Source organism: Pseudocitrobacter sp. RIT415 (assembly GCF_003057695.2).
GTDB classification, from domain to species: Bacteria; Pseudomonadota; Gammaproteobacteria; order Enterobacterales; family Enterobacteriaceae; genus Pseudocitrobacter; species Pseudocitrobacter faecalis.
Map to the genome: position 1 here is coordinate 151,599 of NZ_QBJC02000005.1, position 22,625 is coordinate 174,223.

General features: G+C 54.0%; 17 protein-coding genes. 14 read left to right on the forward strand and 3 right to left on the reverse strand.

Translation table 11 applies throughout. The features are described from left to right. Positions 1 to 59: 59 nt before the first annotated feature. Positions 60 to 1,352, reverse strand: a complete 1,293-nt coding sequence (locus DBY68_RS07485) for a TolC family outer membrane protein (RefSeq protein ID WP_229837730.1) — start codon at positions 1,350 to 1,352, stop codon at positions 60 to 62. Positions 1,353 to 2,199: 847 nt separating this feature from the next. On the opposite strand from DBY68_RS07485, the gene DBY68_RS07490 reads away from it, so the two are divergent. Further along, the gene (locus tag DBY68_RS07490; protein WP_108474760.1) at positions 2,200 to 3,075 is read left to right on the forward strand and encodes a LysR family transcriptional regulator; all 876 of its coding nucleotides are present in this window, start codon (positions 2,200 to 2,202) and stop codon (positions 3,073 to 3,075) included. Here DBY68_RS07490 and DBY68_RS07495 read toward each other — a convergent pair. Both DBY68_RS07495 and DBY68_RS07500 read right to left on the reverse strand, forming a co-directional pair. After that, positions 3,069 to 4,430, reverse strand: a complete 1,362-nt coding sequence (locus tag DBY68_RS07495; RefSeq protein ID WP_108474759.1) for an MFS transporter — start codon at positions 4,428 to 4,430, stop codon at positions 3,069 to 3,071. The two genes, DBY68_RS07490 and DBY68_RS07495, sit on opposite strands and share 7 nt — an antisense overlap. Positions 4,431 to 4,565: 135 nt before the next feature. Next, positions 4,566 to 5,261 carry a PilZ domain-containing protein gene (locus tag DBY68_RS07500; RefSeq protein ID WP_108474758.1) on the reverse strand — a complete coding sequence of 232 codons (696 nt, stop codon included), beginning with the start codon at positions 5,259 to 5,261 and terminating at the stop codon, positions 4,566 to 4,568. A 653-nt stretch (positions 5,262 to 5,914) separates the two neighbouring features. Between DBY68_RS07500 and DBY68_RS07505 the strand changes: the two genes are divergently transcribed. The 13 genes from DBY68_RS07505 (at position 5,915) to DBY68_RS07575 (ending at position 22,525) form a co-directional block, all read left to right on the forward strand. Further along, a complete protein-coding gene (locus DBY68_RS07505) occupies positions 5,915 to 6,442 on the forward strand; it encodes a fimbrial protein (protein ID WP_108474757.1) in 528 nt (175 codons plus the stop codon). Between the two features lie 57 nt (positions 6,443 to 6,499). Next, positions 6,500 to 7,186: a molecular chaperone gene (locus DBY68_RS07510; protein ID WP_053275383.1), complete on the forward strand. Its 687-nt coding sequence runs from the start codon at positions 6,500 to 6,502 to the stop codon at positions 7,184 to 7,186. An 87-nt stretch (positions 7,187 to 7,273) separates the two neighbouring features. Then, positions 7,274 to 9,805: a fimbria/pilus outer membrane usher protein gene (locus DBY68_RS07515; protein ID WP_108474756.1), complete on the forward strand. Its 2,532-nt coding sequence runs from the start codon at positions 7,274 to 7,276 to the stop codon at positions 9,803 to 9,805. Between the two features lie 12 nt (positions 9,806 to 9,817). Then, complete coding sequence (locus DBY68_RS07520; RefSeq protein WP_108474755.1) at positions 9,818 to 10,858, forward strand: fimbrial protein; 1,041 nt, start codon at positions 9,818 to 9,820, stop codon at positions 10,856 to 10,858. A gap of 20 nt (positions 10,859 to 10,878) precedes the next feature. Then, entirely contained in the window at positions 10,879 to 11,613 is a 735-nt protein-coding gene (locus DBY68_RS07525) for an EAL domain-containing protein (RefSeq protein ID WP_108474754.1), read from the forward strand. A 485-nt stretch (positions 11,614 to 12,098) separates the two neighbouring features. Continuing rightward, entirely contained in the window at positions 12,099 to 13,526 is a 1,428-nt protein-coding gene (locus tag DBY68_RS07535; RefSeq protein ID WP_108474752.1) for a glucose/sorbosone family PQQ-dependent dehydrogenase, read from the forward strand. 109 nt (positions 13,527 to 13,635) lie between these two features. Further along, complete coding sequence (pqqU, locus tag DBY68_RS07540; protein ID WP_349254579.1) at positions 13,636 to 15,738, forward strand: TonB-dependent receptor PqqU; 2,103 nt, start codon at positions 13,636 to 13,638, stop codon at positions 15,736 to 15,738. Between the two features lie 893 nt (positions 15,739 to 16,631). Next, entirely contained in the window at positions 16,632 to 16,811 is a 180-nt protein-coding gene (gene hemP, locus DBY68_RS07550; protein WP_108474749.1) for a hemin uptake protein HemP, read from the forward strand. 75 nt (positions 16,812 to 16,886) lie between these two features. Then, entirely contained in the window at positions 16,887 to 18,869 is a 1,983-nt protein-coding gene (locus DBY68_RS07555; RefSeq protein ID WP_108474748.1) for a TonB-dependent hemoglobin/transferrin/lactoferrin family receptor, read from the forward strand. A 45-nt stretch (positions 18,870 to 18,914) separates the two neighbouring features. Beyond that, positions 18,915 to 19,943, forward strand: a complete 1,029-nt coding sequence (gene chuS, locus DBY68_RS07560) for a hematinate-forming heme oxygenase ChuS (protein ID WP_108474747.1) — start codon at positions 18,915 to 18,917, stop codon at positions 19,941 to 19,943. Further along, positions 19,940 to 20,761, forward strand: a complete 822-nt coding sequence (locus DBY68_RS07565) for a hemin ABC transporter substrate-binding protein (RefSeq protein WP_108474746.1) — start codon at positions 19,940 to 19,942, stop codon at positions 20,759 to 20,761. Before chuS ends, DBY68_RS07565 begins: the two co-directional genes overlap by 4 nt. Beyond that, positions 20,761 to 21,753 carry an iron ABC transporter permease gene (locus DBY68_RS07570; RefSeq protein ID WP_108474745.1) on the forward strand — a complete coding sequence of 331 codons (993 nt, stop codon included), beginning with the start codon at positions 20,761 to 20,763 and terminating at the stop codon, positions 21,751 to 21,753. Before DBY68_RS07565 ends, DBY68_RS07570 begins: the two co-directional genes overlap by 1 nt. After that, on the forward strand, positions 21,746 to 22,525 hold the full coding sequence (locus DBY68_RS07575) for a heme ABC transporter ATP-binding protein (RefSeq protein WP_108474744.1): 780 nt from the start codon (positions 21,746 to 21,748) through the stop codon (positions 22,523 to 22,525). The genes DBY68_RS07570 and DBY68_RS07575 overlap by 8 nt, the downstream gene beginning before the upstream one ends. The last annotated feature ends 100 nt before the right edge of the window (positions 22,526 to 22,625 follow it).

Below are 22,625 nucleotides of genomic sequence, written 5' to 3' on the forward strand. Positions count from 1 at the left end.
GATCCCCTGAGAAATCAATCCCATTTTTCACAATCTGGCTCGCATTTATTTTTTGCGGGCTATTTCAGTTCCGGTAGTGTCGAGGTTATGTGTTTTTGAATTCCTACTAACGGCAATAAATTGTCTGTTGCGGCGGCATAGTTCACCGCCGCAGTCCAGCCATCGAAATCAGCAAGGGTTTGCGAGTAAGCAGCCTGATACACATCCTGCTCAACGCTGAGCAAATCATTGAGGCTGCGTTTGCCCAATTTGTACTCATCCCTGTAAACGTCACGGGTGCGAATCGCATTGCGATGCTGCAACGCTCCCGCGGCTTCGCGCCCCTGTGCACCACGCCAGTCGGCGGCGGCAACGGAGGCTTTTTGCAGCACGTCGAATTTGGCTTGCTCTACGCGCGAAGAGGCCATTTTGCGCGCTTCCTGCGCCTGAGCGATACGCGCTGAAACGGCGCCGCCCTGATAAATCGGCGCATCGACCACCACCTGGATTTGATCATCCCAGTAGTTACGGTTGCTGGACTCATAGCGCGTGCGCCCTCCGCGAACACTGACCGACGGCCAGTGTTCGGATTTTGCGCCTTCGACGTTGTAACGTGATGCCTGCTCGTTAGCTTCGGCGGCCATCACCGCCGGAATATGGGAGTATTCAATTTCGGAGAGCGGTTTTTGCTCAAGGGCTAAAGCCTCAGGCAAAGGGCGATAGGTTTTGGCGGTGATCCCGGTCAGCACGCCGAATCGAGCCGTCGCGCTCTCAAGCCCGGCGCGATACTGCTCAAGCGTCGCCTGCATGCCGGCCATCCGGGTTTCGGTTTGTAACACTTCGGAACGGGAGTTGAGCCCCGCGTTTGCCCGGTACTCAGACAACTGACGGACGTTATCCAGCGCCTTCCAGCCCTCTTCAGAGACACGAATCAACGCCTGATAACGCAAAATATCGATGTAGGAAAGCGCCGTTTCCTCCGCAACGCTCGTGAAGGTGCTCATTAACTGGAAACGGTAGCTATCCCGTTGTGATGACTGTTTATCGATCGCGCTATTGGTACGACCAAAATCGTAGACCAGCTGGGTAATGCTCATTCCCCACTGGGCGGAATTGTTCATCGAACCGCTGGAATCCGTCGTCCGGCTATGTCCGGTACTGCCAGACAGCGCAACCTGCGGAAACCATGCGCTGCGCGCTTCATCCACCATGCCCTCTCCTATTCCAAGCTGGGCGGCCTGCTCGTTAACGGAGGGATCGCGATTAAGCGCAAACAGAACGCTTTCTTTCAAATCCACCACCGCTGCCTGCGCAATATCCGGGCGAGACGCCCAGGCCGGAGCGGGGGCGGCGATCGCCGGGGGGATCTGCATCACTATTGCCATAACAATAATCGGAAATAAGACTGATATTTTCAGAGGAGCCATCCTTTTCACTCACGCTGCTTTCCATGACCAGGTTCCAATTATTATTCCTGAGGCAAAATAAGCACCTCACTACGAATTAATACATCAAAATCATTAACGATACTGATCAATAGCCTGTTCACTGACCTTGCAACCACAAAGTTCACCCGATCACTCAGCAGTAAAATTGAAAAATTTTTCTTTTGAGAATTTTCATTAAGAAAAATCTAACACAACCTAAACACCATATCCACACTAACAATGTAAGATTTTTGTTAATAAGATCGCATATCATTAAATCATACAAACAACCCCCTACCGCAAGGAGGGTTAAAGTAAAAAAAGATCTGTTTCAACACGTTAGAAAAGCACACCTTAAGCACAAAACGTCACTTTGATAAAATCACCCCGCTAAACACTCGCTTGTAGAAACATCTTCGTAGCACTAAAAAAACAAATAAATTAATCAATCACCGTTATTTATAGTTAGGTTTCCCTTTTCTTTTATTAGCAATACTTCTTAATTCAAGATGAATACCCCTCTAAAGAATAGTTCAGGGAAATCGATTAATATACGTAATTATCGTGAGCAATCGGACACCGCAAAAACGTATTTTCGACGGCAAAGAAAAGAGAGCAACCCAGATAAAACCAGGCGTTTAAAGGATTCCACAAAGAATGTCCAGAGGGGGGTAAAGCGTTCAGTGAGGTCAACTGTTCTTAGGGATCTCTCGCTGAAAAAAATGGACTACAGTGAATCATCACCATTAAGAAAAGATAAACACTCATAAAACCCTTTACCGCAGGAGAATGCATGGAACTGCGCCATTTGCGCTACTACCAGGAAGTGTGCCGCACGCTGAGTTTTTCGCGGGCGGCGGAAAACCTTCACATCGCGCAGCCGCCGTTGAGTCGGCAAATCCAGCAACTGGAATCACAACTGAACGTCACACTCATCACACGTACTCGCCCGCTGGCGCTAACCGAAGCCGGTACTTATCTTTATCAGCAAATCGAACCGCTCTTTAACCGACTGGAAGAGATCGCGCACCAAACCCGGCAGATTGCCCATGCCTCACGCGCACGTTTGAGCATCGGGTTTGCGCCTTCCATGCTTTATGGAGCGCTGCCCTCGCTTATCCGGCGGCTTCACGATGAGAATGATATTGCTGTTGAGATGCAGGAGATGGTCACGCTGCGGCAAATCGACGCGCTGAAGAAAGGACGGATTGACGTTGGCTTTGGCCGTATTTATCTGCATGACAGCGAGATTGAGCAGTTAACGATCCGTGAGGAGCCACTGGTGGCCGCGCTACCGGGCAACCACGCGCGAAATGGCGACCCGATAAGCCTGGCCGAACTGAGTCAGCAGCCGTTTATTCTCTACCCTGCACAACCGCGTCCGGGCTACGCGGATCACACGCTGCGCATATTTGAGCAACATCATCTGAGTATCGACCAGCGTCAGCAGGCGAATGATATGCAAACAGCACTCGCGCTGGTTGCCGCAGGTTTAGGCGTCGCACTGGTACCTGAATCAGCAAAGCAAATTCACCATGAGGGCGTGCGTTATGTCTGCGTAAAGGAGCCTCATGTCACCTCGCCCATCATCCTGAGCTATCGTAAACATGAGGCCAATCCGCTGGTTGAACGTTGCAAAAATCTACTGCGTCCCGCGAGTGGTCAGTGAACCGCAATCCCATCCTGCGCCGCCTGCTGCTGCACGTAACGGCGGCGCAGCAGCAACAGGCTGGCAAAGGAGATGACCAGCGGCACAATCAGCACCAGGAAGAAGCCGCCCGTGCCCGCGCTGCTCAGCACAAGCCCGCCGATGGCTGAGCCCACAATCGCCCCCATGCGTCCCATGCCAATCGCCCACCCCATCGCAGTGGCGCGGACAGCCGCTGGATAAGTGGCGACCACCAGATAATTTAACGCCAGTTGCTGTCCACCGACGCCAAATCCGGCGAGGGCGATAAGCAGAAATACGCTCAGCCAAAGCTGTTGAGGTATCGCAACGCTCAATGCCAGCGCAACGGCGATACCGACGGCAAACATCAGATAGAGGATCTTCAGCGTGTTGATACGCGGCAGGAACCACGACAAAGGCAGCGCAAAAGCAATAAACGCGGCATTGACCGTTACCGAGGCGTAGGGCGCATCGGCGGGCGCGAGGCCAGCCTGCTTGAGCAGCGTGGGAAGCCACGACAGCAGCATAAACCACGCCACCCAGTTGAAGAAGTAGACGCTCCAGATGCCCGCGGTGGTCAGACGCAGAGAGCCGCTGAACAGATGGCTGAGACGGGAAACAGGTTGGGCGGTAACGGCGGCATCCTGAGCGGAAGTCTCCGGCAGAACCACTTCTCGTCCGGCGATGCGGCTCAGAATCGCGTTAGCTTTTTTCAGCGACCGAGCGCTGCGGCGAGCGTAAAGGGATTCCAGCGAATCGGGAAGCAGGAAGAGAATCACGCCCAGCAACAGCAACGGCGCGGCGCCGCCAACCAGATAAATACTTTGCCATCCCCAACGCGGTAACAGTTCTGCGGCCAGCAGGCCGCCAGACATAGCGCCTGCAGGGAGCGCCAGCAGCACGCCGGTGGTCACAAGCCCACGGTGGCGATGCGGTGAATACTCCGCCGCCAGCGACAGTAACACCGGCGTGGCGCCGCCCATGCCAAACCCGGCAATGACGCGCAGTACAAAAATGGAATCAAGATGGGTGCTCCATGCGGTTAACAGCGTGGCAACGGAGAAAATCAGCACGCAGACCATCAAGGTAATGCGTCGGCCCACTCTGTCGCCCAGCATGCCCAGTAGCATCGCGCCCACGGTCATGCCCACAATCCCCGCCGTCAGTACCGGTGCCAGATTTTTAATCTCCACACCAAAAGCCTCGATCATCGCGGGCCCGGTAAAAGCCACCGCCTGCGTATCAAAACCGTCAAACAGCGCCACCAAAAAGCAGATGGCAACAACCCGCCACTGCACTGCCGAGAAGCGGATATCAATCACGCTTTTGATCAGTTCATCGCCTGCTTTATGCATTTGCTCTTCCCCATCTGTGGTTCTTTTTAGCAGAGGGAGAATCTATAAGTTATTTTTATATTGAAAACCAATACCTTATGAAGAAAGGAAGGATACCTTTTAGGTATAAAGCCGACCACCTGAAAAGGCATGTTGCTACAGACGATGCAAGCGCTTCTCTTCCAGCAGCAGTTTGATCACTATGCTGTCGAGATTCCGCCGCATCGGTTCACTGATACGTTTAAACTGACAAGAGAGATGCCAGGCGGGGGCCCCATCGTCATCAGGCGCTGCCATTTTTTCACTGCTTAACACAAACAGATCTGCGGCAAGCGTTCCGTGGCTGCCGAAATCTAACTCAATATTGCGTAGCGTCGTTCTGACCAGCGCCTGAGCGCGTTCGCTATCATGCGTAATCAGCGCACAGCCTCCCGGCGACAGATCTTTAATGCGAAACTGGTAATAGAGGCCATCGTTAAATTTACCCTGCGCGGTGTAAACACGACGATCGCTAAACGTTAAACGGGGATGCTTACGGCGTTGCGTCACATTGATCGCATTGGGATAGTGAATATACAGCCAGTTTTCGCCCTCGCGGGATTGAAGCGCTGAAGCCACAGCATGGAATTCGAATTTCCCGGTATCGGCAAAAATTTCAACCGCGAGATTTTCTTCAACGTCCGGCGCATCGCCCTCCCACGGAACGTAAAAACCAGACGCATCCAGTTTTTGAATTTTGCAAAGCACATCGGTGTTTTTGCTATGAATATCAACCAGACACCCTTTTTTCAGAGCCTCGCGAATAATCGCCACACTCTCAAACAAACCCTGCTTCACGTATGATTCGTCCATAATTCTCTGACCAGAGGAAACTGCACTCAACCGCCCTGACAGGGTTAATGCGAGTTCACCAATAAGCTAACTGCGAATAAGCCGATATCACTCAAACCTGAAAGTGGCTGAGTTCCATAAATATGCCGAGTTTTTGCAATAATGCCAGGCGAGTTCAATACAGAATAGATTTATCTGTATTCAATATGTGAATTAGCTGTTAAGTCGTAAAATTATTGTTTAAAAACACATATGCCGGAGCAAACGCTATATGCCTCTTTTTGCTAAAAAAGAGAACCGCGTCTTTCATTTATATGGCGGATGATCTTATCAGAATTGCTAACCTGTTCTTATTGCTTTTATCTATCAATGTATTCGGTTTAATTGATTGATGCCAATATATAATCAATTCTCATTTAGGAAATGACTTAGCCTAACTTACGAATATTCCAGGTTTTTTCCGATAAAACATAAATATGAGTTCTAATCAACTGTTTCTACCTATCAATAACAACCCATTAAAATATTAAAACAATCCTTGTAATCAAACTGTTGCTGTAAATTTCATCGCACTCAACTTGCCTGCACTGGCTGGTTGCATGCCTGGCTGCACTGCATTCACTTTCAGTGCTGACTACTTATGTCGTTTTTCAAAAAAAATACATGGAGTTAAAATGAATAAGAAATTGCTGCCGATTGCGGCTCTCATTATTTCCGCATCAGCAATGAATGCTTATGCAACAAATGGCAAAGTCAATTTTACCGGTGAAATTATCGAATCCACCTGTACTGTGACCTCTGGTGACCAGAATAAAGACGTTTTCATTGGTAAATATCCTACCAGTGCATTTGCCAATAAAGGCGATGTCACCGCCTCCAAAGCCTTCACCATCAACCTGGAAAAATGCGAAGCGGGCGATTACTCCCTGCGCTTCGATGGCCCGTCAGTTGCGGGTAACCCGAACCTGCTCTCCGTTGACCAGGCAGGCGGCGTCGGTATTGAAATTCTGACTAACGACGAAAAAATCATCCCGATTAACCAGGATGCCGATGCCAGCTCCCCATGGGTAAATGTTGCCACCACTGGCGATGCCAGCGGTACCGCGACCTTTAACCTGAAAGCACGTTACAAATCATTCCTGGACAAAGTGACTGCCGGTACTGCAAACGCCAGCGCGACCTTCACCATCGAATACAAATAATTACGGATAACGGATGTTAGCCACGGATGGCTAATAAAATATAACTGGAACAGGTAAATGAAAAAAATAGTAGCAGCCTTATTACTGCTGGCGTCATTAGAGGCATCTGCGGGTATCCAGGTCGATCAAACGCGTGTGATTTATAACGGCAATGAAAAATCCGCCGCGCTGTCCATTCATAACGATACGGATGAAACATGGATGGTTCAGACCTGGCTGGATACCGGAGATTCATCCGCTACGCCTAAGAATTTACCGATGCAGGCAATTCCACCGATTTTAAAACTGGCGGGCAATAAAGACGCTATTTTGCGTTTCATCTACTCTGGCGCAGGCTTACCGACCGATCGAGAAACCGTCTACTGGATTAACGTTCAGGAAATTCCCCCTGCATCAAAACAAGAGAACGTTCTGCAAATTGCCATACGCACTCGCGTGAAACTTTTTTATCGTCCAACCACGCTGAAAACCACCCTGCAAAAAGAAGTGGAAGCATTGAGCTGGCGTAAACAAGGTAATCAGCTGGTGGTCACCAATAACGGCCCGCTGCACATCACTTTTGGTACGTTGACCCTGAAAAATGGCACCAGCAAAACCTGGAAAGTGAATGCCGATATGGTTAATCCGATGGATTCACTGCGCATCAACTTACCGGCCGGCGCATCTATCGCCGATCAGCTCTCTTTCACCTTTATTAATGATTTTGGCGGACACACGGAAATTAAAGACATCCGCCTGGAATAAGGGATAAGTACAATGGCCAGCCATAAGATAAGGACTACACCGGGACGTCTGGCGCAACGAATTCGTTGCGCCGTTTACGTATCAACAATGCCATTGTTGGCGACGCCGTTTGTTAACGCGGAAGAACAGTTCAATACCTCTTTTATCCACGGGGCTGACAATGCCTCGCTTGTGCAAAGCTTATCCAACAGCGATGATATCCTGCCGGGTCACTATCCCTTTGATATTTATCTGAATAAAGTTCGCGTCGATCACCGCGACGTTGAATTTAAAAAAGATGGCCCCAATACCCCAGGCTATTTTTGTTTAGATGCAGAGAGCTTCCGTCAATATGGCGTTCTGGTGCCAGAAACGGCAGGAAGCAGCGCGTGTTACGATCTGGTCAAAGGGATCCCCGGCAGCAGCGTTAGCTGGAATGCGGCATTGCAGGAGCTGGATATTTCCGTTCCACAAACCGAGCTTGAACCGCGCCCGCAGGGAATGATTTCACCACAAGTGTATGACGACGGGATCAACGCCGCATACTCTAACTATGCCTACAGCGGTAGCCATTCCCGTTACACCAGCAACGGGGCAAAGCACGATAGCGACTACTCCTTCCTGACGCTGAATAACGGTATCAATATTGGTGCCTGGCGCTTTCGCAACAACGCAACCGTCTCGAAAGAGAGCGGACGAAACGCGCAGTGGAACTCGGTGTCCAGTTGGGCGGAAACGGACATTGTGCCGTGGCGCAGCCGCGTCTTAATTGGTCAGAGCAACACCAATAACAACGTTTTCGATAGCTTCCAGTTCCGTGGCGCACAACTTTCCAGCGTGCCGGAAATGCTGCCGGACAGTCGCCGCGGCTACGCGCCGGTGGTGCGCGGCGTCGCTAACAGTAACGCCCGCGTGGAAGTGCGCCAGAACGGCTATACGGTTTACAGCACCGTCGTACCGCCAGGGCCGTTTGCCCTGAATGATATTCACCCCAGTACCCTGAGCGGTGACCTGGACGTCACGGTGATTGAAGCCGATGGTACGCGCCATAACTTCACGCTTCCCTACTCCTCCGTGCCGAATATGCTGCGTGAAGGGATTTGGGAATATCAGGTGACCGCCGGGAAATATCACGATGGCACCACCGATTACGAACCAAACTTTATTCAGGGTACGGTTTCTCACGGCGCGGGCTGGGACATCACCCCGTACGGCGGGATAATCGTGGCTGAAAACTACCGCTCCGGCGTGCTGGGTATCGGTAAGAATATGGGCGACTACGGCGCGGCGTCCGTCGATGCGTCCTGGTCCGACACCGATCTGGCTTCCGGCGACAGTAAACGCGGCGCCAGCGTCCGTTTCCTGTATTCGAAATCGCTAAACGCGCTGGGCACCGAACTACAAATTGCGGGTTATCGTTACTCCACTTCCGGCTTCTATGATTTCTCAGATGCGGTGACCGAACGCTCCAACTGGAAAAACGGTTTCTACCAGACGGAATATTACGATCAGGAAGGCGATAACAGCGGCGCGCCGTCATGGGCAACCCAGAGCCAGCGCCGTCGTTATTACGAATCAATGCGTTATAACAACAAACGCCAGCGTGTCGAACTGACCGTCAACCAGCACGTGGCCGGGGCGTCGTTGTATGCCACCTTTACCCGCCAGAACTACTGGAACACCTCATCGTATGACCGCACCATCCAGACCGGGATCAACACCAGCTTCCATTCAGTGAACTACAGCCTGTTCTATCAAAGCAGCCGCAGTAACTATGGCTACAGCGACAACAGCGTCAACGTCAGCGTGTCGATTCCGTTCAACATCTTCAGCCCGGATAACCAAACCGTCGCGTCCTTTAACGCCTCGCACAGTAAACAGAGCGGCGATGGCTACAGTGCGGGCCTGAGCGGCACGCTGCTGGATGACCACCGCATGAACTACTTCGTCCAGAGTGGTCATTCCCAGTATGGCGGCGATACCAGCGTAGCAAACCTGGGTTATATGGGCAGCATGGGTAACGTGGCCCTGGGCTACAACTACAACAACAACTATCAACAGACGTCCCTCAACGTCTCTGGTGGCGTAGTGGCACACTCTGGCGGCGTAACGCTGTCGCAGCCACTGCAAAACACCTTTGTGCTGGTGAAAGCGCCGGGCGCGCAAGGCGTGCGTCTGGAAAACCAGCCAGGGGTGGCAATCGACCGGTTTGGCTATGCGGTGTTGACCTCTGCAATGCCGTATCGCCATAACCGCGTCGCACTGCGTACTTCAGATATTGGTAACGGAATGGAAATTCCGCTGGCAGCCAAAGATATCGTCCCGACACAGCGTGCTATTGGCCGCGTCGAGTTTGAAACGCATCTTGGCCACAGCCTGTTGATCCACGCCAAACTGGCGGACGGTTCTGCGCCAATGATTGGCGCCAATATCTTTAACCAGCAGGGCGTTAACGTCGGCGTGGTCGGCACGCGCGGCGAAGCCTATGTGGCGGGTATCGAAAGCGGCGAGCGTCTGCGGGTGAAATGGGGCGATGACGACAGCGCGTCCTGCACCCTGCCGATACCTGAACTGCCTCCTGTCGATCGCGATCAACCCGGTGGTTACCAGGTTGTGTCTATCACCTGTAACCGGAACTAAAGGATATTTACCATGCGGATTTTTAATCCACTGCCGCGCACCGGGCTGCTTCTGCTGATTTTGTCCGGCGCGCTATTCTCCACCAGCAGCTATGCGCTGACCTGTAAACGCGCCAGCGACGGTAGCGTCGAGCAGATCATCCCGCTGGATCATCAGATCAACGTTTCTACCGCCAATCTGACGGCAGGCACCGTGTTGTGGCGCTCACAAACTTTTACCTCGACCTTTAAATGCACGGATACGAATAATCACCCGCAGGGGGAAGATGCCTACCTGTGGTGGGATCCGGACGTTAAGATGTCGGCTATCCACAATTCGCTGGAAGTCGGTGTGACTTTCCTTGGAACAGATATTGATCCAACCAAAATCAAAAGTACCGACATTGGCCCTGGTACAGTATGCCAACGGACGGCGGGTGGACGGTGCAGGCCCCCTGCGCTTCCGCAGACCATCACGGCATCCTACGCTATTTATATCAAAGCAACCGGCAACCCACCGCCTTCCAACGGTGTGATTAACGATCAGAGCAAATATGCCGCCTTCCAGGTCGATGGTGAAGGCGGCTTAAACAACCAGCCAAACAGCAACTTCCGCGCTTATGTTTCCGGGCTTGGCAATATCAGGTTCATCTCCTGTAGCCCGAAAATCACCGTCTCAGCCAACAACGGCGAAACGGTAAACTTTGGCGCGATCCCGGCGCGTAATGCCGTGGTCGGGAAGATTGAGAAACAAGTGCCGTTCAGCATTCGCGCCGACCTGACCGGTCAGGGCCAGGATTGTGAAAAACAGACCCTGATGGCGAACTTCAGTACCACCTACCCGACGCAGGATAACCAGGTCATTCTGCCGGAACAGAACAGCGGTTTCGGGATTTTGCTTTCCCGCGCCGATTCGCCGAACACCTGGATTAACATGAACACGCCAACGGAGCTGGGCTATGTGAACGGGAGCGTCGTGGAGAGTAATTTTCTCGCCAGCCTGAAATGGCTTAGCGCAACGCCGAAAGTAGGCAAATTCAACGCGTCAGCTAATATTGACGTGACCTTTAAATAAAACGAGGACACTCCCGGAAAATGTCGCTGACCTCCGCCGAGCCAACCGGACTGCGCTATGTTTTTCAGCCAATGTTCGACCGCGCAGGCAAAATGATTGCCGTTGAGTGTTTAACCCGGTTCACGCAGGTTCCGGGAAGCACGGCCATCACCGTAGAGCAGTTCTTTAGCGAGGCGTCTGAGGAGCTTCGCGCCCGCATTTTGCAGGAGCAAATTGCGCTGGTGAAGAGCTATCAGTGGTGGTTTCAACAAAATGACGTGATGGTCACTATTAATGTTGACGAAGCCACGCTGCACTTGCTGAACGATGACTTTATTGCCGATTGTGTAAAAACGATCGGCTGCCTGCATTTCGAGGTGAGCGAGTTTTCCAGCACCCTGGTAAAACGCAACCCTGCCATCGATGCGCTGGGCGATAAATATTCGTTCTGGCTGGATGATTTTGGCGCGGGCTATGCCGGGTTTGGCGCACTGGCGATGCAGTCGTTCCGTTTTATCAAAATGGATAAAAATCTGCTGTGGAACCTGTGTGAAAAGAAAAACGGACAGCAGTTGATGGCCTCGCTGCTGCACTACTTCAGCGCCAACCACTACCAGGTGATCGTTGAAGGAATTGAAACGCAGGAGCATTTGACCTGGCTTGATAACATGCCGTGGTTTGCGTTACAGGGATTGCTGTGGCAAGAACAGAGTATTGAAGCCCTGACTGCCGGACACTCCAACGCCAATTATCTCCCCCGTCAGACCCATCACTAATTCCATACGTTTTCATTGTTCTATATTCCCATGCGCTAAAGCATCTTGCTTTATCGCATGGTTTTACAAATAATCAAAAACTACTTAACAACAATATAATGCATCAGTTATCATACCTATTAAATAGGCGACAACTTTTCTTCAGAGAATTCCCTTTCAACCTAGAAAACATGAATAAAAATTTTTTATAACTCAGTCAAAAAATTTAAATATCATGTCATTAATATTTTTTTTCACGCCATGACAATAGTTATCCTCAATCAATAGCATCATCTTATTAAAATATTCCACGTTGACTTGTAAAATTCCTAATCCATAAAGAGGAGACGTTGACGCCTTATTCTTTTTTGTAATTACATTTACAGCAATCATAACCTTTCACATAACTTGTCACAATTTGACAAACTGTGACGCACAGACAATAGTTATTCCATCCCGATAGCTTCAGATAAATCTGAAGCTATTTCTATGATATGGAGCCAGCAATGTTAAATAATAAAACCAAACGAATCAGCCAGGCGGTGGCGTTGTCACTCGCCCTGTGTGGCGTTAGCTATGCCGCAACCACAAGTCATGCTTCATCGGCAAAGCACCCGGAAGTCCAGGCCAATGAGCCCTTTTCCGCGCACGTCCTGACCAGCGGCCTGGATGCGCCGTGGGATATGGTGTGGGGCCCGGATGGATATTTATGGGTTACCGAACGTAAAGCCGCTTCTATCGATCGCATCGACCCAAAAACCGGCGAGAAAAAAGTCGCGATTACGCTGAGCGGCGTCCATACCGGCCCGCAACACGAAGGTGTCTTAGGTCTGGCTTTATCGCCCAACTTTATGAAAGCGGGTGGCGATAATTATGTGTATACCGCTTATACCTATATGAACGGTAATGAAGAACACGCCAAAATTGTTCGTCTGGAATATGACGAAAAAACTCAAAAACTGGGTAACGAAAAAGAGATCCTGGCAGGTTTTCCGGCGGGGAATGACCACAACGGTGGGCGTTTGCGCTTTGGGCCGGATGGTAAACTTTATTACACTATCGGTGAGCAAGGGCATAACCAGGGCGCGAATTTCTGCAAACCTATCGATGCACAGCGAATTCCAACTGAAGATGAGCTGAAAAATAAAAATTACGCCGCTTATGCCGGTAAAGTGCTGCGTTTGAATACCGATGGTTCTATTCCGGAAGATAACCCGACTATTCACGGCATTAAAAGCCACCTGTTCACTTACGGTCACCGTAACCCGCAGGGGCTGGTCTTTGTTGGCGATACCCTTTACGCCTCTGAACAGGGCCCATCTTCTGACGATGAACTCAACATTCTGGAAGCGGGTGGAAACTATGGTTGGCCGCACGTAGCGGGCTTCCAGGACGATCAGGCTTACGTTTACGCAAACTACTCGAAAGCTGAAAACTGCCCGTCGCTGAAATGGGATCCGAACCATATTCCGGCTGGCGTACCGGTGCAAAAAGAGAGTGAATGGAAAGCCGCTGACTTTAAAGCGCCAATCAAAACCTTCTTCACCGTCAAAGAGGGCTACACCTATAACGACGCCAGCTGCAGCGCGGATTCTGCGTACATTTGTTGGCCGACTATTGCACCGTCAAGCGTAGCGTACTACCCCGCAGATGGCGTGATCAAAAGCTGGCGTAACTCCATCATCATCAGCTCGATGAAAAACGGCGCGCTTTATCGCGTTCTGCTGAACGCCGATAAGAAAAACGTGCAGGGCGACGTGGCGAAATACTTCCACACCGCCAACCGCTACCGCATGGTGGTGGTCAGCCCGGATACGCGTAAAATTTTCGTTGCCACCGATAACTTCGGTAACGTGATGGATGAGTCTAACCATCCGACGCACAACCTGAGCAACCCGGGTTCGATTATCGTCTTCGAATACACCGGTAAATAATGCGCTTGCAGGCGGGCCCATTGGCCCGCCTGAATTCTTTCCCTTTCCTATAAAAAACACACAGATGAAATTAACTCTGCCCCTCTCCGGTCTGGCGGCCTCGTTTGCGCTGGCACCGGTTTCATGCGTTTACGCGCAGGATGCCTCATCCGTCGCCGCTGCGACTGACGGTGAACAAACCATGATTGTGAGCGCGGCGGCCAGTTCCGGGCTTTCCGCATTAGACACGCCAGCCGCGGTCTCGGTGAATTACGGCGAGGATATTCGTCACGCCGCGCCGCGCATCAACCTCTCTGAAGGGTTGGCCGATGTGCCGGGCCTGCAAATTCAGAACCGACAGAACTTCGCCCAGGATTTACAGATGTCGATTCGCGGTTTCGGCGCGCGCTCGACCTTTGGTATTCGCGGACTCCGGCTTTACGTGGACGGTATTCCGGCAACCATGCCGGACGGTCAGGGGCAACTCTCCAATATCGATATTGGTTCAATTGAGCGTATCGACGTGCTGCGCGGGCCGTTCTCCGCACTCTATGGCAACGCCTCCGGCGGCGTGGTGAACGTGGAAACGGAAACCGGAAGGCAGCCAACGACAATCGAAAGCAGCAACTATTACGGCAGTTTCGGCACCTGGCGCACCGGGTTAAAAGCCACGGGGGCGGTGGGTGATGGCACGCAGAAAGGCGATGTGAACTACACCGTTTCCAGCAGCCGGTTCTCTACGCACGGTTTTCGCGATAACAGTGCCGCACACAAAAATCTGCTCAATGCCAAACTGGGCGTGAAGGTTAATGACACCGGCAGCCTGACATTACAGCTCAACAGCGTAGATATCACCGCCGACGATCCGGGCGGTTTAACCCGTAAAGAGTGGAAAGATAACCCGGCGCAAGCGCCGCGCGGCGAACAGTACCGCACGCGCAAGACCGTCAAACAGACGCAGGCTGGATTGCGTTATCAGCAAGGATTAGGTGAACACGATGATTTGAGCGTGATGACCTGGGCCGGTATCCGTGAAACCGTGCAGTACCAGTCTATTCCGTACTTTGTGCAGCAGCGCAGCGAAACGCATCCGGGTGGCGTGATCGATTTAACGCGTCGCTACCAGGGCATTGATACCCGCTGGACACACCACGAAGAGAGCGGCTTCCTGCCGTATTCCATCACCACGGGCCTCGACTACGAGACGATGACCGAACAGCGCAAAGGGTATGAAAACTTTGTCTATCAGAACGGCCATTACGATCTGGGGACGAAGGGCGACATGCGTCGCAATGAACGTAACCTGATGTGGAACCTCGACCCGTACATTCAGACCAACTGGCAGCTCACCTCTGCCCTGAGTCTCGATGCGGGAGTACGTTACAGCTCAGTATGGTTTGATTCCAATGACCATTATGTGGTGGGTAAAAATGGCGACGACAGCGGCGAAGCGAGCTACCACAAATGGCTCCCGGCGGCCGCACTGAAATACGCCGTGACGCCGGGCTGGAACGTTTATCTCTCCGCCGGGCGTGGTTTCGAAACACCGACGATTAATGAACTGTCGTACCGCCCTGATGGGCAGTCCGGGCTGAACTTTGGCTTACAGCCTGCGACGAATACTACCGTTGAAGCAGGCAGCAAGTGGCAGGTTGGCACCGGCCTTGCCAGCCTTTCCGTCTTTAACACCGATACAAAGGATGAGATTGTGGTGGCCGCCAGCGATAACGGGCGTACCTCCTATCAAAATGCCGGAAAAACACGCCGTCGCGGCGTAGAGCTGGCGTGGGATCAGCAGTTTGCCACCGCATGGCGCGCCAAACTCGCCTGGACGTGGCTGGATGCAACCTATCGCGAAGACGCCAGCAGTACGATCCAAAGTGGGAACCGCATTCCAGGCATTGCCCGCAACAGCGCTTACGCCTCACTGGGCTGGGTACCGGAAGAAGGCTGGTATGCAGGCGCGGAAATGCGTTACATGAGCGATATTCAGACTAATGATGCGAATACTGAGCAGGCTCCCGCGTACACGGTCACGGCACTGAACAGCGGCTATAAGTTCGTGGCGGATAACTGGGTAGTGGATGTTTATACCCGCGTCGATAACCTGTTTGATAAGGAGTATGTGGGCTCGGTTATCGTCAACGAAAGCAACGGGCGTTATTACGAACCGGCACCGGGACGCAATTACGGCGTGGGGCTGTCGGTGAGTTATTTGTTTGATGCGATGTGAGTTGGTAGGGGGAGTGCGGCCTGTTCCCCCTCACCCTAACCCTCTCCCTCAAGGGAGAGGGGATTGATTGTGCACGGTGTTGAGTCCTGCGCTGGTTTTCTCCCTCTCCCTGTGGGAGAGGGCCGGGGTGAGGGCATCAGCGCGCACATTCCCCCCTCACCCTAACCCTCTCCCTCAAGGGAGAGGGGACTGATTGTGCACGTTGCTAAGTGCTGCGCCGGTTTTCTCCCTCTCCCTGTGGGAGAGGGCCGGGGTGAGGGCATCGGTGCGCACATTCCCCCCTCACCCTAACCCTCTCCCTCAAGGGAGAGGGGACTGATTGTGCACGGTGTTGAGTTCTGCGCCGGTTTTCTCCCTCTCCCTGTGGGAGAGGGCCGGGGTGAGGGCATCAGCGCGCACATTCCCCCCTCACCCTAACCCTCTCCCTTAAGGGAGAGGGGATTGATTGTGCACGGTGTTGAGTTCTGCGCCGGTTTTCTCCCTCTCCCTGTGGGAGAGGGCCGGGGTGAGGGCATCAGCGCGCACATTCCCCCCTCACCCTAACCCTCTCCCTCAAGGGAGAGGGGATCGATTGTGCACGGTGTTGAGTTCTGCGCTGGTTTTCTCCCTCTCCCTGTGGGAGAGGGCCGGGGTGAGGTCATCGGTGCGCACATTTCCCCCTCACCCTAACCCTCTCCCTCAAGGGAGAGGGGACTGATTGTGCACGGTGTTGAGTACTGCGCTGGTTTTCTCCCTCTCCCTGTGGGAGAGGGCCGGGGTGAGGGCATCTATGCGCACATTCCCCCTCCCAATATCTCTTTTCCGTAAAAAAAAGCTTGATACAAATCAATACATATTGATAATGCTTCTCGTTATCGACTTAGTTATCATTTTCATAACGGAGCGTGCCTGGTATGAATAACACAGCAGAAGGTCGGACAAAGCCCAGCGCTTCGCCCTATCCTTCGCACGGGAAACGCCTTATTAACAGTAAAGCGTTGCTCGGCGACGAGGGGTCGGTATTGATAGAGCACAATGGCCAACACTATCAGCTTCGCCAGACACAATCCGGCAAATTGATCCTGACTAAATAAATCATCCCTTTCGCCAGCCACCCAGGTGACTCCCAGGCAGCCAGCAATTTTTCATTTTCCTCATGGAGAGTTGTTATGCTACGCCTGCAATCTGCCCCGCAGCGTCCGACGCTGTTGGCCCTGACCATCGCCGGTATTCTGCCCGTCACCGCCTTTGCCGCTGATACCATGACCGTGACCGCCACCGGTAACGTCCGCAGCGCATTTGAAGCGCCGATGATGGTTAGCGTCATCGATACCGCTGAACCTGAAAATCAAACCGCCAGTTCCGCCGCTGACCTGCTGCGCACCGTGCCGGGCATTACGCTCGACGGCACAGGCCGTACCAACGGTCAGGACGTCAATATGCGCGGCTACGATCGCCGCGGCGTGCTGATTCTGGTGGATGGCGTGCGCCAGGGCACCGATACGGGTCACCTCAATAGCACCTTTCTTGACCCGGCGTTGATCAAGCGTATTGAAGTCGTACGCGGCCCGTCAGCGCTGCTGTACGGCAGCGGCGCGCTGGGCGGAGTGATCTCCTACGACACGGTAGATGCGAAAGATCTGCTGCCTGATGGCCAGAGCAGCGGATACCGCGTCTTTGGCACCGGGGCGACGGGCGATCACAGCATCGGCATGGGCGCAAGCGCCTTTGGCCGCACGGATACGCTTGACGGCATCGTGTCGTGGTCGAGCCGCGATCGTGGCGATCTGCGTCAGGGCGATGGATCAACGGCGCCAAACGATGAGTCGATCAATAACATGCTGGCGAAAGGAAGCTGGAAAATTGACGATGCTCAGACGTTGGGCGGCGCATTCCGCTACTACAACAATAAGGCACAGGAACCTAAAAACCCACAGACCATCGAAGCCTCCACCAGCAGCAACCCGATGGTTGATCGCTCAACCATTCAGCGCGATGCACAACTCACCTATAAACTCGCGCCGCAGGGCAATGACTGGCTGAACGCCGACGCCAGAATCTACTGGTCGGAAGCACGTATCAACGCGCAAAACATCGATAACACCGGCGAATTCCGCAAGCAGACCACCAAAGGCGGAAAAGTGGAAAACCGCAGCCGTCTGTTTAGCGATGCCTTCGCCTCTCACCTGCTGACCTACGGCGGTGAATACTATCGCCAGGAGCAGGAACCCGGCGGCGTCACCACTGGCTTCCCGGAAGCGAAAATCGATTTCAGCTCTGGCTGGATTCAGGACGAAATCACCCTTCGCGACTTGCCCATAACCCTGCTTGGCGGCACGCGTTACGACAACTATCGCGGTAGCAGCGACGGTTACGACGATGTGGATGCCGATAAATGGTCTTCCCGCGCAGGCATGACCGTCAACCCGACCGACTGGCTGATGCTGTTCGGCTCCTACGCGCAGGCCTTCCGCGCGCCAACGATGGGCGAGATGTACAACGACTCGAAGCACTTCTCCATCGGTAGCTTCTACACTAACTACTGGGTACCGAACCCGAATCTGCGCCCGGAAACGAACGAAACGCAGGAATACGGATTTGGTTTGCGCTTCGACGACCTGATGCTGGCCAACGATTCCCTCGAATTCAAAGCCAGCTACTTTGATACCAAAGCGAAGGATTACATCTCCACCGCAGTCGATTTCGCCGCGGCAACGACCATGTCCTATAACGTGCCAAACGCCAAAATCTGGGGCTGGGACGTGATGACCAAATATAGCGCGGATCTGTTCAGCCTCGACGTGGCCTACAACCGCACGCGCGGGAAAGACACCGACACCGGGGAGTATATCTCCAGCATTAACCCGGATACCGTCACCAGTAAGCTGAATATTCCGGTGGCGCACAGTGGCTTCTCGGTCGGCTGGATTGGGACGTTCGCGGATCGCTCCACCCACGTCAGCAGCAGCTACAGCAAGCAGCCAGGCTACGCGGTTAACGACTTCTACGTCAGCTATGAAGGCCAGCAAGAACTGAAAGGCGTCACCACCACGCTGGTGCTGGGCAACGCCTTCGATAAAGAGTACTGGTCACCGCAGGGCATTCCGCAGGACGGGCGCAACGGGAAAATTTTCGTAAGTTATCAGTGGTAACGGCATCGCCCCGCGTCGCCGGGGCTTCATCGGAAGGAAGAGACAATGAATCACTACACACGCTGGCTTGAGCTAAAAGAACAAAATCCGGGTAAGTACGCGCGTGACATCGCAGCATTAATGAATATCAGCGAGGCAGAGTTAACCTTTGCCCGCGTGGGCCATGACGCGGAGCGTCTTGCCAGCGACATGCGCGACATTCTTGCCGCACTGGAAGCTGTTGGCGAAACCAAGTGCATCTGCCGTAACGAATATGCGGTACACGAGCAGGTTGGCGAATTTATCAACCAACACCTGAGCGGCCATGCGGGGCTGATCCTCAACCCGCGCGCCCTTGACCTGCGCCTGTTCCTGCACCAGTGGGCCAGCGTTTTCCACATCAAAGAGATGACCGCGCGCGGCGAACGTCAGAGCATTCAGTTCTTTGACCATCAGGGCGATGCGCTGCTGAAAGTCTACGCCACCGAGCGCACCGACATGACCGCGTGGGCCGATGTACTGGCGCGCTTTATCATTAGCGACAATGCAACCCTGGGGCTGAAACCCGCAGAAGAGGCCGCCAGCGAAAACCACGCCGACGCCGCAACCGTTGATAGCGAATGGCGTGCGATGACCGATGTGCATCAATTCTTCACTTTGCTGAAGCGCCACAACCTGACGCGTCAGCAAGCATTTTCGCTGGTCGGTGACGACCTCGCCTGCAAAGTGCCTAACAGCGCACTGGCGCAAATTCTGGATAACGCGCGTCAGGACGCTAATGAAATCATGGTCTTCGTCGGCAACCGTGGCTGCGTGCAGATCTTCACCGGCGTGGTGGAAAAAGTGGTGCCAATGAAAGGCTGGCTAAACATTTTCAACCCGGCATTCACGCTGCATCTGCTGGAAGATCATATTGCCGAAAGCTGGGTCACCCGCAAACCGACCGCTGACGGTCACGTGACCAGCCTGGAAATTTTCGCCCACGACGGCACGCAAATCGCCCAGCTTTACGGTCAGCGCACCGAAGGCCAGCCGGAACAGGCACAGTGGCGCAAACAGATTGATGCACTCACGGCGGAAGGGCTGGCAGCATGAAAAAATGGCTCGCCCTGCTGTTCGCCTTGCCCGTAGCGGCACTGGCGGCTGTGCAGGAGAAGACGGTCGCCCTGGGCGGCGACGTGACCGAGGTTGTTTACGCGCTCGGGGCGCAGTCTTCGCTCGTCGCGCGTGACAGCACCAGCCAGTGGCCGCCGGAGGCGGCCAAACTGCCGGATGTGGGTTATCTTCGCCAGCTCAATGCCGAAGGCATTCTGGCGATGCGCCCAACGCAGGTGCTCGCCAGCCAGCAGGCGCAACCGTCGCTGGTGCTCAAACAGCTTGAGCAGAACAATGTGCAGGTGATTAGTGTGCCGAGCCGTAACGATCTCAGCGTGATTGCTGAGAAAGTGCAGGTCATCGCCAAAGCCACACACCGTGAAGCGGAAGGCGAAACGCTGCGCAACAGCGTGCGTCAGGCCATTGCCGCACTGCCGGACACGCCGCTCGACAAAAAAGTGCTGTTCATTCTCAACCACGGCGGCATGAACGCGATGGCCGCCGGACAGCAAACGGCGGCAGATGCGGCCATTCGCGCTGCCGGGTTGCAGAATGCGATGCAGGGTTTTGCCCGCTATCAGCCGCTGTCTCAGGAAGGCGTGATCGCAAGCCAGGCCGATCTGGTGGTGATCCCCGCCGACGGGTTAGCGGCGATTGGCGGCGAAGCGAATCTGTGGAAGTTACCAGGGCTTGCGCAAACGCCTGCCGGGAAGCACAAACAGGTTCTGGCGATAGATGATATGGCGCTGCTCGGATTTAGCGTGCGTACGCCACAGGCAATTCAGCAGTTGCGTACCAAAGCGGAGTCGCTGCCCTGATGTCACGGCGAATCACCCTCTCCCTCATTATGCTGGCGCTGATGCTGGCGGTGGGGACGCTGGCGGCAAGCGGTTTTGGCGCGTTGCGCCTGCCGCTTAGCCTGCTGTGGAATCACAGTGATGAAACGCTGCGGCAAATCTGGTTCACCATCCGCCTGCCGCGCGTATTGCTGGCGCTGGTTGTTGGCGGCTCGCTGGCGCTGGCCGGTTGCGTGATGCAGGGGTTGTTTCGCAATCCGCTGGCCGACCCCGGCCTGCTTGGGATCAGCAGCGGCGCGGCACTGGCGGTGGCATTATGGGTGGTATTACCGCTGACGCTGCCGCCGCTTATCATACTTTACGCACCGATGCTGGCTGCTTTCTTTGGCGCACTGGCAGCGACGGTGGTGATTTTTCTGCTGAGCCGCCAGCATGACAGTTCGCTTTCGCGACTGCTGTTAGTCGGTATCGCCATCAATGCCCTGTGCGGTGCTGCGGTGGGCGTTTTGTCGTGGGTGAGTAATGACGCTCAGCTACGTCAGCTCTCCCTGTGGGGCATGGGCAGTCTCGGTCAGGCGCAGTGGTCAACACTGCTGGCCGTCGCTTCGCTGATGGTACCCACCGTATTTGTTATCTGGCGTCTGTCTGCGGCACTGAATCTGCTCCAGCTCGGCGAAGAAGAGGCACACTATCTCGGCGTGGATGTGCAATCGGTTCAACGGCTGTTGCTGGTATGCAGTGCCTTGCTGGTTGCCGCCGCCGTAGCGGTGAGCGGTGTGATCGGCTTTATTGGTCTAGTGGTGCCGCATTTAATCCGCATGTGGCTGGGGGCCGATCATCGTGCCGTTATTCCCGGTTCAGTTCTCGCGGGCGCGCTACTCTTGCTGATAGCCGATACCTTTGCCCGCACGCTGGTCGCCCCGGCGGAAATGCCGGTCGGCCTGCTGACCAGCATTCTCGGCGCACCGTGGTTTTTATGGCTGATTTTCCGTCGCGGAGGGCAACATGGCTGAATCACTGAGCGTGAAAAATCTGCATTACCGCGTGGCGAATCGGCTGATTATCCGCGATGTGTCACTCAGCCTTGAACGTGGTGAACTGTTGACGCTCATCGGCCCTAACGGAGCGGGAAAATCGACGCTGCTGCGCTTACTGACCGGTTATCTTGCGCCCGCCGGCGGCGAACGCTGGCTGGCGGGTAAAACGCTGGAGAGCTGGGAGGCCAACACGCTTTCTCGCCTGCGCGCGGTGATGCTTCAGCAGACGCAGATGGGCTTCGATTGGCCGGTTGAAGCGGTAATTGGTATGGGGCGCATGCCATGGACGCAACAGCCGGAAAACGCCGTGATTCAGCAGGTGATGCAGCTCACCGAGTGTCTACCGCTGGCGGGTCGACGTTATGCGTCACTGTCCGGCGGAGAGCAGCAGCGCGTCCAGCTGGCACGAGCGCTGGCGCAGCTATGGTGTGAGGGTTCACCACGCGGCTGGTTATTTTTAGATGAGCCTACCTCGGCGCTGGATCTGTACCATCAACAGCATCTGCTGCGTTTGTTGAAACGGCTGACCCGGCAAGGAGCACTCCACGTGTGCGTGGTGCTGCATGATTTAAATCTGGCCGCGCTGTGGGCCGACAAGATTGTGTTGCTGTATGAGGGCATGGTAGTTGCACAGGGTGCGCCTGATGCGGTGATACAGGCGGAGACGCTGGCGCGCTGGTACGGCGCGGAAGTGCAGGTGCGGACGCATCCTGAATGCGATGCGCCGCAGGTGTTTTTAGCCCGGTGACATTGCCGGGGGCGCTGCGCTTGCCGGATGCGGCGTAAATGTCTTATCCGGCCTACAAAATCATGCAAATTCAATAAACTGCAAAAATCTGTAGGCCTGA

What these genes read in the sequence shown, in the direction of transcription:
- DBY68_RS07555 (WP_108474748.1), top strand. Translation starts at nt 16,887, where the DNA reads ATGCTACGCCTGCAATCTGCCCCGCAGCGTCCGACGCTGTTGGCCCTG.
- DBY68_RS07575 (WP_108474744.1), top strand. Translation starts at nt 21,746, where the DNA reads ATGGCTGAATCACTGAGCGTGAAAAATCTGCATTACCGCGTGGCGAAT.
- DBY68_RS07565 (WP_108474746.1), top strand. Translation starts at nt 19,940, where the DNA reads ATGAAAAAATGGCTCGCCCTGCTGTTCGCCTTGCCCGTAGCGGCACTG.
- DBY68_RS07520 (WP_108474755.1), top strand. Translation starts at nt 9,818, where the DNA reads ATGCGGATTTTTAATCCACTGCCGCGCACCGGGCTGCTTCTGCTGATT.
- DBY68_RS07515 (WP_108474756.1), top strand. Translation starts at nt 7,274, where the DNA reads ATGCCATTGTTGGCGACGCCGTTTGTTAACGCGGAAGAACAGTTCAAT.
- DBY68_RS07570 (WP_108474745.1), top strand. Translation starts at nt 20,761, where the DNA reads ATGTCACGGCGAATCACCCTCTCCCTCATTATGCTGGCGCTGATGCTG.
- DBY68_RS07510 (WP_053275383.1), top strand. Translation starts at nt 6,500, where the DNA reads ATGAAAAAAATAGTAGCAGCCTTATTACTGCTGGCGTCATTAGAGGCA.
- DBY68_RS07525 (WP_108474754.1), top strand. Translation starts at nt 10,879, where the DNA reads ATGTCGCTGACCTCCGCCGAGCCAACCGGACTGCGCTATGTTTTTCAG.
- DBY68_RS07500 (WP_108474758.1), bottom strand. Translation starts at nt 5,261, where the DNA reads ATGGACGAATCATACGTGAAGCAGGGTTTGTTTGAGAGTGTGGCGATT.
- chuS (WP_108474747.1), top strand. Translation starts at nt 18,915, where the DNA reads ATGAATCACTACACACGCTGGCTTGAGCTAAAAGAACAAAATCCGGGT.
- DBY68_RS07505 (WP_108474757.1), top strand. Translation starts at nt 5,915, where the DNA reads ATGAATAAGAAATTGCTGCCGATTGCGGCTCTCATTATTTCCGCATCA.
- DBY68_RS07490 (WP_108474760.1), top strand. Translation starts at nt 2,200, where the DNA reads ATGGAACTGCGCCATTTGCGCTACTACCAGGAAGTGTGCCGCACGCTG.
- DBY68_RS07485 (WP_229837730.1), bottom strand. Translation starts at nt 1,352, where the DNA reads ATGCAGATCCCCCCGGCGATCGCCGCCCCCGCTCCGGCCTGGGCGTCT.
- DBY68_RS07535 (WP_108474752.1), top strand. Translation starts at nt 12,099, where the DNA reads ATGTTAAATAATAAAACCAAACGAATCAGCCAGGCGGTGGCGTTGTCA.
- hemP (WP_108474749.1), top strand. Translation starts at nt 16,632, where the DNA reads ATGAATAACACAGCAGAAGGTCGGACAAAGCCCAGCGCTTCGCCCTAT.
- DBY68_RS07495 (WP_108474759.1), bottom strand. Translation starts at nt 4,430, where the DNA reads ATGCATAAAGCAGGCGATGAACTGATCAAAAGCGTGATTGATATCCGC.